A 12,724-nucleotide genomic window follows, 5' to 3' on the forward strand; every position below is an offset into this window, starting at 1 on the left:
CGCATTGCCGTATGAGACAATATTACAAGCCGATGCTATTACTGTTACTGGTGGTAGCAACTGCCTCCTGCAAAAAGGCTTTTGAAGATAAACCACTGGAACTTATCACCGATGATTATATCTGGGATGCCAAAGATCCCAGCGCCGACCAGGCCAGCAAATGGGTTACCAATATTTATGCACGTATACCTACGGGATACTCCCGCTTAAACAGTGTTCCGCTCGAATGCGTTTCGGATGATGCAGTACCCAGCGCCAATGGCAATGGTTCGTGGAATGTGATCCGCGGCGGGTATAGCGCTTCCTCCACCTTCGATGACAACTGGAGCAACTGTTATGCAGCTATCAGATCAGCGAACCTATTCCTCAACAATTACCAACGCGTTCCCTGGGCAGATTCGTCGAGAAGGGTATGGTTTGCCAATGAAGCAAGAGCGCTGCGGGCTTATTTTTATTATGAGCTGATTAAAAGATATGGCGGTATTCCGCTTATCGGCAACAAGGTTTTCAATCCCAATGACCCGGAGTTGTTACGCCTGCAACGTAACAGCTTTGAAGAGTGTGTCAACTATGTTGTTTCGGAACTCGATATCGTAAAGGACAGCCTGCGTGCCGACGCCACACTTGCCAACAGGACCACTGATCCAGACTATGGCCGTATGCGCAAAAGCATCGTGTTATCGTTAAAGGCAAAGTTATTATTACAGGCTGCCAGCCCCCTATTCAACCCCAGCAGCACGCCCGAGAAGGCTTATACCGGCTACGCCAGCTACAGCGCCGACCGCTGGAAAGCAGCAGCAGACGCCGCTAAAGCTGTTATGGACCTTGGCCTCTATGACCTTGAAGCCAACCGTTACAACCTGGTATTGAACCGGGCCAACAGGGAGCATATATTCTTCCGCACAAGCGACTCCCGTGTATCCAACACCTATGCGTATTATATGTCGCCAGTAGGTTACACACCGGGCAATACTAAAAGTGAAGGCAGGGTTAGTCCTACGCAGGAACTAGTAGATGCTTTCCCTATGGCTAATGGCAAAGCCATCACCGATCCCACATCCGGTTATGATGCTGCCAACCCTTATATCAAAAGAGATCCGCGTTTAGATCAGACCATTTTCTATAATGGTGCGAAGTGGTTACAGCGGCCTGTAGAGACATTCGAAGGCGGAAGGGATAAACCCAACAATGCCGTTACAGCCCCCAACCAAACACAAACGGGCTACTATGCCAAGAAGTTCTGCGCCAACGACAGCAGCAGCACCAATTATACCAACACGTTGTTCCGCGATAACGGGTTTACACCTGCCTGGTGCATCATCAGGTATGCCGATATACTGCTGATGTACGCAGAGGCACAGAATGAATACTCCGGTCCGGATGCCACGGTATACAATGCCGTAGAACGTATCAGGCAAAGAGCGGGATTATCTCCCTATACTTTATCAGCAGGTATGAACGCGGTACAGATGCGGGAACTGATCCGCAATGAACGTCGTGTTGAGCTGGCATTTGAAGAGCAACGCTTCTGGGATATCCGCCGGTGGAAGATAGCCAAACAGGTATATGGCACTATGCTGCATGGCGTTACTGTTGTAAAAAATACCAACGGCAGCTTCAGCTATACCCGCAAAGATGTGGTGACTCCTTATTTCACGGATGCTATGTATTTATTTCCTGTAGCCTTAAAGGAAACGCAGGTAAATACCAACCTTGGCCAGAACCCAGGCTATTAAAAAACTATTCATTCTTAAAAATGCTGAAATGAAACTGCAATTCTTCATATTACTATTGTTCTCTTTAGGGGGAGCAGGTTTATTACAAGCGCAGGACCGTTCGTTACGGGGCCGGGTGTTAGACGAGAAAGAGCGTCCTATTGCCGGAGCTACGATAGTAGAAACCGGTAATGAAGGTAATGCCACCATGACCGATACCAGCGGCAGGTTTACGCTTCGCTTCCGTGGCAACAATAACGAGATTACGGTAACCAACGTAGGATATTTATCACAAACATTGCGCTTTACCAGCGGCGTAGCGCTGATACGCCTGGCAGAAGATACCAAAGGGCTTGAAGACGTAATCGTAGTAGGCTTTGGCCGCCAGAAGCGTATTACCAGCACAGGCGCCGTAAGTACCATTAAGGGTGCAGATATTAAATCGGTACCCACGGCCAACATACAAAATACGCTGGCAGGCCGTTTGCCGGGTTTCTTTTCCCAGCAACGCAGCGGTCAACCCGGCGCTGATGCCGCCGATTTCTTTATCAGGGGCGCCAACTCCCTGAATGGCGATAGCCGTCCGCTGATCATTGTAGATGATATTGAATACGACTATACCCAATTATCGCAACTGAATGCCAGTGAAATAGAAAGCTTGTCTATTTTAAAGGATGCCGCCACTACTTCTATCTACGGATTAAAGGGTGCCAATGGGGTACTGGTAATTACCACTACAAGAGGCCGTATCGGCAAACCACGTATCAATTTTACGGCTGAGGCAGGCATCAACAAGGTAATACGCCGTCCTACCTTCCTGGATGCATATACTACCGCACTGCTGCGCAACGAGGCTACCATCAACGACGCCTATGGACAATCGCAGGTACCTGTGTTACCTTTTACTGCCGACGACCTGCAAAAGTTCAAAGATGGCTCAGATCCTTATGGCCACCCCAATGTGAACTGGGTAGATGAAATGCTGAACAAATCATCGACGCAAGGCCGCATGAATGTTGATGTAAGTGGTGGCAACTCATTGGTGAAATACTTTGCCTCTGTAGGTTATTATACGCAAAACGGCATATTGAAAGAGTTTAAGCCGGTAGGCGATTACGTGAACACCAATTATTTCTACAGGCGTTATAATTACCGCTCCAACCTGGACATTACGCCAACCAAAACCTTAAAGATCAGGTTTGACATCAACGGGCGTTTTGAAACAGTCAATAACCCGGGCGGTGTACAGGAAAGCGCCGGTTTATTTTATGAACTCAGTGCGTTCAGGTACCTGGCGCCTTATGCCATGCCGCTGATCAATCCTAACGGTAGCTATAGTTATGCTACACATGCAGGCGCTGTTACCACCGTGGGCGCGATCAATCCCATTTACCGGTTAGCCAATGGCGGTTACAAAAGGAACTTCAACAACAACTATAACATTGTGACGGGCGCCGAGCAAAAACTGGATTTCATTACGTCCGGCTTATCGGCCAAGGTGAATATTTCTTATGCCGGCAACAACAATGAAAACCGCAATCTTACCAGATCAGGGTTACCCTCTTATCGTTATAATCCTGCCAATGACAGTTATTCCATCCGTAATTCGGGTGAGTACCGTACGCCTACCTATGGGGTAAGTGTATCGAGCGGTGCCTTCAATTCCACTACCATTGTACAGGCTTCTCTCAACTATGACAGAACCTTCCAGGGACATCATTTTACCGGCCTGTTGTTGCTGAACCAGCGTAACTATGTTAACGGAGGCGCTATTCCAGTCAACTACCGTGGCACCACCGTAAGGCTGGACTATGATTATAAACGCAAGTACCTGGTGGGCGTTACCGTAGCCCGCAATGGCAATGACCTGTTCCAGGAGAACAAACGCTTCGGCATCTTCCCTGCCATTTCATGGGGATATAACCTTTCCGAAGAACCTTTCTTCCGTAAAACATTCCCCATCTTCGACCTGTTCAAGATCAGGGGATCTTATGGTTTAGTAGGTTCCGATGCCAGCTATCCACAGGCCGTTACTTCCGTGATACAGTATGCTACCACAGGCTCTAATTATTACGGTAATACCACTGTAGAAGGTGCGCTGGTGAACCCGGATGTAACCTGGGAGAAAGAAAGAAAAACGGACCTCGGACTTGAAATCACGATGCTGGATGGCAGGCTGACGATGACAGGCAGCTACTTTTACAATTATCGTTACGACCAGTTGATTGACCAGGGAGATGTTCCCCTGCTGATAGGACAAACGGTTCCGAAAAGAAATATCGGCAAAACGCAGAACAAAGGCTTTGACGGGATCATTACTTACAGAAGCAACGCGGGGAAGGTGAATTACTCGGTTAGCTTCAATGCCTCCTATGCCACCAATAAGGTCCTCTATGTAAGTGAGGCGCCGGATTATCCTTACCAGGCCCAAACCGGAAGGGCTTTAAATATGACATTGGGCTATCGCAGTTTAGGTTTTTACCAGCCGGGAGATTTCGATGAAAACGGCAAAGTGCTGAAAGGCGTAGCGGCTCCTTTATGGAGTGTGATACAACCTGGCGATCTCAAGTATGCCGATATGAACGGGGATGGCATTATCACCGATGCCGATAAGACTTACCTGTCGAAACCCAATATGCCTACCACCAACCTGGGTGCAGAGTTTACGGTAGGCTATAAAGGATTTACGGTACGTGCGTTACTGCAAAGTGCGCTGGGTTATGCTGTACAGGTAACTGCAGAAGGTGCAGGCGATGCATTTAACGGCAACCTGCGCCCCTGGAACCTGGAGCGCTGGACACCGGCAACGGCAGCCACTGCCACTTATCCGAGGATAGGCCTTAATACCAACATCAATAATATTTCTTACCAGACCATTTCCGATTTCTGGTTTGTGGATGCGAGTTATGTACGTCTTAAATCTTTGGAAGTAGCCTACCAGATCCCTTCGTCATGGTTACAAAGGTCCAGGGCGATACAAAATGCACGGGTTTACCTTACCGGGTATAACCTGCTTAACATCCAGAACATGGGCAAATTCCAACAGGATGCAGAGATCGCGAATGGAACGGGCGGTGCCTATCCCAATACGGCGAATTTCAACCTGGGCGTACAACTAGGCTTCTAACAACAAACGAAAACAAATGAGCAACAAGATATCTTTATCTATACGGGGGCTGTTGCCGGTTGCAGTGGTCCTCTTTGCCGGAGCCTGTAAAAAGGATTTCCTGGATCAGAAGTTATTATCTGCCGTAGACGAGAAAGCTGTATTTGCCGACAGCACCAAATCACTTGGAGCGGTGAATAACATTTACGCCAATATAGGATTATCGTTCAATGCACGCCGTTTCGGCAATACGGGAATGGATGCCGCCTGCGATGAATCGGAGCCTATCAGCGATCCAACGTTATACACTTACCGGATAACAAATGGCGGCGTGAACCCCAGCAATGCCGATAAAGCCGTATGGACAACAGCCTACCAGATGATAAGAGCTTCGAATATTTTTCTTAAAAACAAAGACAGTATTCCTGTAACCAAAGCTACCAAGGATTACTGGACAGGACAGGTAAGGTTCATGCGCGCCTGGTACACTTTCATGCTGTTAAAACACTACGGAGGCATTCCATTAATAGGCGACAAAATCTTCAGTGATAATGAAAAGATAGATATTGCGCGGAGCTCTTACGAAGAATGTGTCAACTACATCGTTGCAGAGCTGGATGCTGCCGCCGCTTTACTGCCGGACTTCTACCCTGTTAATGACATCAACCAGTTAAGGTTTACCAGGGGAACGGCGCTGGCCACAAAGGCAAGACTATTGTTGTATGCAGCCAGTCCTTTATTCAACAGTGGCGCCAATGCCAACGATCCCGACCATCTTTTATCATATGCCACTGCGGATAACGAAAGATGGAAGAAGGCTGCAGATGCGGCCAGGGCAGTAATAGGTTTGGGCGTACATGGTTTGTACACTTCATCCGCCACACCTTTTTATACTTTATTTCTTCAGAATACACCACAGCCGGAACACCTGCTGGTTTACTGGCAGCCGGTTACTACTGCCAACAACTTTTATATCGAGATAAGTGCGAATCCGCAATCCCGGGGCACCAATACAGGCTATGCAGGAGCCAGGTATTTTCCTACACAGGAATTGGTTGATGAGTTTGACATGGTGAACGGGTTGCGGATCACAGATCCCGCCTCGGGTTACCCGGGCATTGGTGATAATATGTATAAGAACCGTGATCCCCGTTTAACCTATACCGTTCATTACAACGGGGCTTTACGCAATATGGGTTCCCTGGGCGATCAGCCGGTGAATGTTTATACAGGTGTGGTGCCAACAGGTAATGCCGCTGCCACAAGCGCCAATTCAGACGGCATTTATACTTCTACCGGGACCAAGACGGGTTACTTCCGATACAAGATGTGCAACAACTTTGGTGTAGGCGGCGGCAGCGAATTATACCGTCCCTGGGTACTGATGCGGTATGCCGAGCTGTTATTGAATGCAGCAGAGGCTGTAAATGAGTATTATGGCGCCACTTCGGAAGTGTACGACTGGCTGAAGCTGATACGCAGCAGGGCTGGTATACAGGCTGGTTCGAACAGTCTCTATGGTCTCAAGGCTAGTATGACCAAAGAAGAAATGCGGGAAGCCATCCGTCATGAACGCCGTGTTGAGCTGGCATTTGAAGAACACCGGTATTGGGATGTACGCCGCTGGAAAACAGCTCCGCAAACGGAGAATGCGGAAACACATGGTATGGAAATTACCAGGGCTGCCAACGGCAGTTTCTCTTACCGAACGATAGTAGTAAGAAAACATGTATTTACCGATGCCATGTATTTCTGGCCTATACCACAAAGCGAGATTGTAAAATCGCCTTCCTTGAAACAAAATCCTGGTTATTAAAAACGAAGTCATGAAAAAGAAGCTCACTATTTTTTTAACAGCCAGCATCCTATTAGCCGCAGTCGGCATGGAAACAGCCTGTACCAAGGGAGGAACGCTTACTACCATTACCGGCAGCCGCTATACCATAACTGCAGCCGCAAGCGCCAAACAACTGGTACCTGCTATAGACACTAGTTCTACCGGCAGCTTAACAGGACTGTATGACGAGGATGCCAATATATTCACGTATACACTTAGCTGGAATGATTTGTGGAAAGACAGCCGGAAGGATACGATTACCTCCATCAGCTTTTACGGACCCGCCAATGCCGGTGCCAATGGTCAGCTTGTGCGGACATTGCCATTTGTAAATCCCAATAAGGCGGGAAGTATCAACCTGGGGCTTTCGGGCAACAATGGCCTGAAAGGAAATGAAATAAATGACTTCCTGGCGGGTACTTATTATTTCACGGTCAATACCAAAAGATATGGAACAGGTATTATAAGAGGGCAGCTTTCTGTACAGAAGCAGTAAACCCAGTTCGAGGCTTTTTCGGAAGCCCGTTCGTTAAATTTTGGGGATGAAGGGTACAGCATATAAAACTTAACATACCGTGCAAGCTTTTCATATTAACTTTAAGTTACCAATTACAACCAATAATCAGACTTACACGATATGACGACCAAGAAAAATGCAACGAAGCCTTTAAAGCCCAGTAAAAAGGAAGCCCGAAAGATAATAGCAGCGAAAATTGAAGCCGCCCTGCCGGAATTGAAAATGGTTTTAGGAGACAAACTATTCCTGGCGCGGGTAAAAAAAGCAGCGAAAGTGCTGGGAGAGGATTTTGCTTTATTACCTGCCGATCCAGCGGAATCAGTAGCTGAAGAAGCGCCGGTAAAGAAGAAGAAAGCGCCTGCTGAGAAGACTGTCAAAAGCCCTAAAAAAGCAGCAAAAGCTGCTACGAAGGTGAAAAAGGCAAAAGCAGTTAAGTCAGCTCCTGAAGAAAAAGCGATAGCATCGGTTACCGAGTAGTTAACCGGAAACAGATATTCCAGAACAGGTAGCGGTTATTATCGCTACCTGTTTTTTTATTCCCGGACGCCTGCTTAAGGTGCTATAGTTTACTACGTACCCTGCTCAGCGAAGTGGGCGTTATGCCCAGGAAAGAAGCTATAAAATAATGTGGTATCTGGTTTTCAAGGCCGGGATAGGTTTTCCTGAACCAGGCGAGTTTGGTTTTCGCGGGCTCTTTTAACAGCAACACTTCTTTTTCAACGCGCCGCAGGCTATCGAACATGATCACAGCATTGCCAAACTGTTGAAGGTCTGTATTGTATGACATGATCCTTTCCATTTTCAGGCAGTTAAATACCAGAATAGTGGCGTAGCGGGAGACAACCTGCAGGTTATACATAGAGCGCCCTTTCACCCCACGCATAATAGCCGGGGAAATAGCATTGCCATTCTGATAGAAACTCAGCGTCAGATCATCCCCCCTTTCATTAAGGACAAAACCCCTGACGACGCCTTCCACAACGATAAATTCCGACTGGATCATATCGCGCTCGCGTTCAAGCAGCTCTTCTTCGTTGCATTTAACCAATGTGGTTACACATGATAATTGGTCAAGTGTTAGCCCGGACACCTGTGCATATACCGACATTGCTTTTTGAATTGTATTTTTTAAATCATGACCGATCATTCAGCGTATTTCTTTATTTTTTTGTATAAGGAAGAAACCGGCGAAGATGGGGTGTACGATGTTTTAAAAATTGTCCATTTTGGCTAACTTTACCGTCATTGCATCCAGATATCAGTTATGAGCCCGGAAGAACAAGTCAACGGTGCTGTCAGTTATGTACAGCGTCATATGGGTGAAGATTTTACTGCCCGGCAGGTGGCAGATCATTCCTGTTTATCTTATTCCCGTTTCCTGCATGTATTTGCGCAGCACAGGCAAGAATCATTCTGGCAATATGTGAAGCGTCACCGGCTGGAGCAGGCTGCCAGCCTGGTACGGTTTAGTGGTTATAACGCCGGAGAAATTGGCGAACGGTGTGGTTATGCTACGAGATCATCGTTTTCCAAGGCTTTTTATGGTCATTTCAATTGTACTACACGTGCCTTCCAGTCTGCCTCGTTTCTTCCTCACGAACACCAGACCATGTCGGTAGTGCATTCTCTTTCAGAAGCGGCCAGCGTGGAACCGGTAGATCTATCGGCAGCAGAGTGGATACGGCTACCCGACCTAATGCTTTATTATTTTATACCTCCCCGGCTGTCAGCCGATGAACCTGCATTTATGAAATCGTTCGGCAGCTGGCACGCGCGATTGCAGCCCTGGGCCATACAAGGCGGTAGTCAATTTTTGCGTATGGTAACAGGAACCCTGGATTCGGTACCAGCGACTCCCTATCTTATGTTAAATACCTATTTTGGTGTTGTAGTTCCCCGTTATGATGACTTTTTGAATACCCTGCTCAACAACTCCGGCAGTTTTCTGTCTCGTCCACTATGTGGTGGTAAATACCTGCGGCTGCCGCTACAGCATTCCTGCCGGAGTGCGTCACCGGTTTGTTATGAATTTGTAAAACAGAACTGTTTGAGCGGTAATTTCAAATTAAGAGAAAACCAATTTTTTATTGCCTTAACGGGTGAAAGTGAATGTGAGTTGTATATACCGGTGACCGTTTAAACAACGGGAGCCTGTTTACAATAAAAAAGGGGCAGCCATTATTATCTGGCCGCCCCTGAAATCTATTATTTTACCGATAAAGCCAATTAAGACATTGCGTGGTTCATTTCTCTTTTTGCTTCCCGGTTAGCCTTGCGGAAGTACTTTCTGATTCCCTCATGTGCATCACCTGCTGCGTCTGCCGCATCGTGTGCGAGCTGAGCGGTTTTGTTACGATTGCGCATATACAAGATGGCGCCTACTGCTGCCGTACTTACTATGCCTGCGGCGATTAAAATGTTCTTCATAATTATATTTTTTGGTTATACATGGATATATTGCAATGGCCATGCCATAACCAGGTTTGGGGTCATTGGAATTGTTAAATGGTGGCCTGGTTGTTGAAATACGTATTTTACACTTAAAAAAACCATAATATGACCCAGGAAAGAATGATCACCGGCAGTACTACCGAAGAAGTATGGGACCAGATCAACAGCGACTTTGAAACACTGGAAGATGTTAGTCATTACCATGTGCTCATTAACCACGCTGGTACCCGTATTGCACTTGATATAGATATTGATCTTGGCGGAGGCTTTGAAGGCGGCTACGAGGTTACCTCCATTACCGCTGCTATTCCCGATACTACGTTTCGTTTTGCCATTCACCCACAGGATTTTGTGTATGAAATAGGCAAGTTATTTGGCATACAGGATGTTACTATAGGGTATCCTGAATTCGACAAAAATGTTATTGTTAAAACCAACGACGACACAAAAGTAAAAAAACTGTTTGCTGACAGCGAAGTTCGCGAGGCATTCCAGGACTTATCGGGCTACTCACTCGGCATTACGGAAGGCGACAAAGAGCAGCTGCAACTTGAGTTGAACATACAAAGAGGTATTATCGATGCTTCGGAGTTACTGGTATTGTATTCTGCTTATTATAAGGTTCTGGAAGCAGTAGTAAAGGGTTAATACAATCGAAGTATTACCCTAAGTAATCAAATAACGGCGGCTGTACCTGAGTACAGCCGCTTCTTTTTAACTATTATTCTATTTATCCATGCTGGCATTTACCATCAGGCTCTTCTTACTGTAACTATTCCGTTGCCTATGCGCTGTACTATTAGTTTATTTATCGCTATTTCCATTCTTCATCGATGCTCCAGGAGTTTAGCCAGGAGATTTCCAGGTTATCGTTTTTAAAGCGAATGGGTAACCAGAGGTAGCGGCCGTCGATGGCGTTAGAAGGTTTCCATTTGTCGGCCATAAAAATGAAAGCATCTTTTTTCCCGGGAACAGGCAGTACATGTGTGCTTTGACCTCCGAATGTGATATGCGCATTTTCTCCCATACAAGGATTACCGTGATATTTCCAGGGACCAAATATGCTATCAGCAGTAAACCAGCGGGCGGCATTAGGAGCCCAACCGGTGCAGCCCGAGCCGATCATATAGTAACGTCCATTTCTCTTGAACAATGCAGGAGCTTCGGTTTGAAAGCCTACGTACACGCGGGAGAATTTTCCTGTATGACCGGTATAGCTATCATCCAGTTCTGCCACATCGAGGGTGAAGTTTTCCTCAGAAGCAAATACATGGTATGCTTTGCCATTATCATCGACAAACACAGTCATGTCCCTGGCCATTTGGCCGCCGGGCAGATCGCGGCAGAAAAAGCCGTCGAACTTATTTGCGGGATTATTGCAATTGAGCTGTTTTTCTGCATCCGGCGTTCCGGAAGGATAGTAAGGTTGTTTTAGTGCATTAGGTCTGTAGCTTTTCAGGAAGGTGTAAGGTCCATTGATATTATCGGCGACGGCTACCCCTGAACGCGCGGCGGCATACCCTTTACCCAGCAGTTCCAGGTGAAACCACATCACAAACTTTTTTGTTTTGGCATTGTAAACAACTTTAGGGCGTTCCAGGATACATCCCCTGGCAATATCGCTTTTTGGATCGTCAGACACCTTTAATGCAATACCTTCATCTTTCCAGTTATACAGGTCTGTGGAAGAATAACAGTGTACGCCCACTTTAGCCACATTGCCTTCATTGCCGGCAACTTTGTGTTCGCCAAACCAATAATATTTACCGTCGTGCAAGAGAATACCGCCGCCATGGGCATTGATGTGAACGCCGTTGTTATCGGGCCATATTTCACCCGGCGAAAAAGAACCAAGTTTCTGAGCCTGGAGCAGTAAGCTGCACAGGGCAAGGCAGATCGTTAATAAACCCTTTATCATGTTGTTTTATTTACATTTTGACAGGGTTAAAGAAACGCCATTATACCCTTTTATGAGGGGGGCAAAATCATCTATTAAAGGTGTGATTTCGGCATATTAGTTCAACATATAAATAGCAGCATTCAGGCTGGCGGCAAAACTTACCCATAGCAGGTATGGCACGAAGAGCCAGGCAGCGGGTTTGCTTATTCTGCTGAAAACCAGCAGGCAGGAGATAATAGCGATCCACAGTATTGAGATATCGACCAAGGCCATGCCGATAAGGTGCCATTGAAAAAACAGGAATGACCAGATGAAGTTCAACGCCAGTTGTACAAAGAATAATGCCATAGCCCTGCTTTTGATGTGGGAAGCAGGTTTTGTCCAGACCAGGTACAGGGCGATACCCATCATGATGTAAAGGATTGTCCATACCGGACCGAACAGCCAGTTAGGCGGATTGAAGGACGGCTTATTCAGTTGCGGGTACCATGTATTGACATTATTGGCGGTAACCGTTCCGGCAATAGCGCCTGCTGCAAGGGGTATGGCAAGGGATATGATGAACTTCGTCCATTTCATAAAATGTGTGGTGGGTTTAAAATGCTGCAGATTATGACTGACGGCTTTGAAGTACCAGTTGGTGCAAAGCCTCTATTTTCTGACGAAGCAGGTCGCGCGCCATGTCATCAGTAAGATTACCCCTGTCATCGAATCTTTTCGCGGCATCCGCCACCAAGACTTCCGGTTTTAGTGCAGGTTTCATACTCAAAGTCAGAAAAACAGGCTGAAAGGCTAACTGCATGCGGACTGTGCCCCATAAACTGGTAGTAGCGCCTATGAGGGCTACCGGCTTTTGCAATAACGGGGAATCTTTACCACGTGATGCCCAGTCAATCGCATTTTTTAATGCCCCCGGAATGGAGTAGTTGTATTCGGGAGAGGCGATAAGAAAACCATCTGCTGCCGCCAGCTTATTTCTGAAGGCCACTACCTGTTGCGGGCGTTCGGGTTTAGCCGGTGTATCTTCATCCTGGTTATAATGCGGCAGATCGGCAATTGACACGATTTCCATTGTTACACCTTCCGGCAATAGTTTCAGTGCATTTTGCAGGAGAAAACCATTGAAGGAATTTTTGCGGAGGCTGCCGCAAAGTGCAACAAGATGGACAGTGGTATTCATATGTTATCTTTTGAGGTT

The 12,724-nt window shown here is 46.8% G+C and carries 12 protein-coding genes; 7 read left to right on the forward strand and 5 right to left on the reverse strand.

Going from position 1 to position 12,724, the window contains the following annotated elements; all coding sequences use genetic code 11:
- Positions 1-11 precede the first annotated feature (11 nt).
- The 5 genes from ESB13_RS16400 (at position 12) to ESB13_RS16420 (ending at position 7,652) form a co-directional block, all read left to right on the forward strand.
- Positions 12-1,736, forward strand: coding sequence for a RagB/SusD family nutrient uptake outer membrane protein (locus ESB13_RS16400; RefSeq protein WP_129004710.1), 1,725 nt, complete (start codon positions 12-14; stop codon positions 1,734-1,736).
- A 28-nt stretch (positions 1,737-1,764) separates the two neighbouring features.
- Positions 1,765-4,842: a SusC/RagA family TonB-linked outer membrane protein gene (locus ESB13_RS16405; protein WP_129004711.1), complete on the forward strand. Its 3,078-nt coding sequence runs from the start codon at positions 1,765-1,767 to the stop codon at positions 4,840-4,842.
- Positions 4,843-4,858: 16 nt separating this feature from the next.
- Positions 4,859-6,637 carry a RagB/SusD family nutrient uptake outer membrane protein gene (locus ESB13_RS16410; protein WP_129004712.1) on the forward strand — a complete coding sequence of 593 codons (1,779 nt, stop codon included), beginning with the start codon at positions 4,859-4,861 and terminating at the stop codon, positions 6,635-6,637.
- Positions 6,638-6,647: 10 nt separating this feature from the next.
- Positions 6,648-7,154 (forward strand): CHRD domain-containing protein, encoded by a 507-nt coding sequence (locus ESB13_RS16415; RefSeq protein ID WP_129004713.1) that lies wholly within the window; start codon positions 6,648-6,650, stop codon positions 7,152-7,154.
- A gap of 141 nt (positions 7,155-7,295) precedes the next feature.
- Complete coding sequence (locus ESB13_RS16420) at positions 7,296-7,652, forward strand: hypothetical protein (protein ID WP_129004714.1); 357 nt, start codon at positions 7,296-7,298, stop codon at positions 7,650-7,652.
- Between the two features lie 82 nt (positions 7,653-7,734).
- On the opposite strand, the gene ESB13_RS16425 is transcribed toward ESB13_RS16420, so the two are convergent.
- A complete protein-coding gene (locus tag ESB13_RS16425; RefSeq protein WP_129004715.1) occupies positions 7,735-8,283 on the reverse strand; it encodes a Crp/Fnr family transcriptional regulator in 549 nt (182 codons plus the stop codon).
- 156 nt (positions 8,284-8,439) lie between these two features.
- Here ESB13_RS16425 and ESB13_RS16430 point away from each other — a divergent pair, with 156 nt between their 5' ends.
- On the forward strand, positions 8,440-9,315 hold the full coding sequence (locus tag ESB13_RS16430; RefSeq protein ID WP_129004716.1) for a helix-turn-helix transcriptional regulator: 876 nt from the start codon (positions 8,440-8,442) through the stop codon (positions 9,313-9,315).
- Positions 9,316-9,401: 86 nt separating this feature from the next.
- On the opposite strand, the gene ESB13_RS16435 is transcribed toward ESB13_RS16430, so the two are convergent.
- Positions 9,402-9,602, reverse strand: coding sequence for a hypothetical protein (locus ESB13_RS16435; protein WP_129004717.1), 201 nt, complete (start codon positions 9,600-9,602; stop codon positions 9,402-9,404).
- A 129-nt stretch (positions 9,603-9,731) separates the two neighbouring features.
- Here ESB13_RS16435 and ESB13_RS16440 point away from each other — a divergent pair, with 129 nt between their 5' ends.
- Complete coding sequence (locus ESB13_RS16440; RefSeq protein ID WP_129004718.1) at positions 9,732-10,274, forward strand: hypothetical protein; 543 nt, start codon at positions 9,732-9,734, stop codon at positions 10,272-10,274.
- A 166-nt stretch (positions 10,275-10,440) separates the two neighbouring features.
- Here ESB13_RS16440 and ESB13_RS16445 read toward each other — a convergent pair whose 3' ends face one another.
- The 3 genes from ESB13_RS16445 to ESB13_RS16455 form a co-directional block, all read right to left on the reverse strand.
- Positions 10,441-11,544: a glycoside hydrolase family 43 protein gene (locus tag ESB13_RS16445; RefSeq protein WP_129004719.1), complete on the reverse strand. Its 1,104-nt coding sequence runs from the start codon at positions 11,542-11,544 to the stop codon at positions 10,441-10,443.
- Positions 11,545-11,640: 96 nt separating this feature from the next.
- Positions 11,641-12,105 (reverse strand): TspO/MBR family protein, encoded by a 465-nt coding sequence (locus ESB13_RS16450; protein WP_129004720.1) that lies wholly within the window; start codon positions 12,103-12,105, stop codon positions 11,641-11,643.
- 31 nt (positions 12,106-12,136) lie between these two features.
- Entirely contained in the window at positions 12,137-12,706 is a 570-nt protein-coding gene (locus ESB13_RS16455; protein WP_129004721.1) for an NADPH-dependent FMN reductase, read from the reverse strand.
- Between the last annotated feature and the right edge of the window lie 18 nt (positions 12,707-12,724).

It is taken from the genome of Filimonas effusa, assembly GCF_004118675.1.
In the GTDB taxonomy this organism is placed as follows: Bacteria; Bacteroidota; Bacteroidia; order Chitinophagales; family Chitinophagaceae; genus Filimonas; species Filimonas effusa.

Bases quoted from the DNA above. Each gene is read 5' to 3' on its own strand.
- ESB13_RS16445 (WP_129004719.1), bottom strand. From the start codon at position 11,544: ATGATAAAGGGTTTATTAACGATCTGCCTTGCCCTGTGCAGCTTACTG.
- ESB13_RS16415 (WP_129004713.1), top strand. From the start codon at position 6,648: ATGAAAAAGAAGCTCACTATTTTTTTAACAGCCAGCATCCTATTAGCC.
- ESB13_RS16420 (WP_129004714.1), top strand. From the start codon at position 7,296: ATGACGACCAAGAAAAATGCAACGAAGCCTTTAAAGCCCAGTAAAAAG.
- ESB13_RS16435 (WP_129004717.1), bottom strand. From the start codon at position 9,602: ATGAAGAACATTTTAATCGCCGCAGGCATAGTAAGTACGGCAGCAGTA.
- ESB13_RS16400 (WP_129004710.1), top strand. From the start codon at position 12: ATGAGACAATATTACAAGCCGATGCTATTACTGTTACTGGTGGTAGCA.
- ESB13_RS16425 (WP_129004715.1), bottom strand. From the start codon at position 8,283: ATGTCGGTATATGCACAGGTGTCCGGGCTAACACTTGACCAATTATCA.
- ESB13_RS16410 (WP_129004712.1), top strand. From the start codon at position 4,859: ATGAGCAACAAGATATCTTTATCTATACGGGGGCTGTTGCCGGTTGCA.
- ESB13_RS16455 (WP_129004721.1), bottom strand. From the start codon at position 12,706: ATGAATACCACTGTCCATCTTGTTGCACTTTGCGGCAGCCTCCGCAAA.
- ESB13_RS16405 (WP_129004711.1), top strand. From the start codon at position 1,765: ATGAAACTGCAATTCTTCATATTACTATTGTTCTCTTTAGGGGGAGCA.
- ESB13_RS16440 (WP_129004718.1), top strand. From the start codon at position 9,732: ATGACCCAGGAAAGAATGATCACCGGCAGTACTACCGAAGAAGTATGG.
- ESB13_RS16450 (WP_129004720.1), bottom strand. From the start codon at position 12,105: ATGAAATGGACGAAGTTCATCATATCCCTTGCCATACCCCTTGCAGCA.
- ESB13_RS16430 (WP_129004716.1), top strand. From the start codon at position 8,440: ATGAGCCCGGAAGAACAAGTCAACGGTGCTGTCAGTTATGTACAGCGT.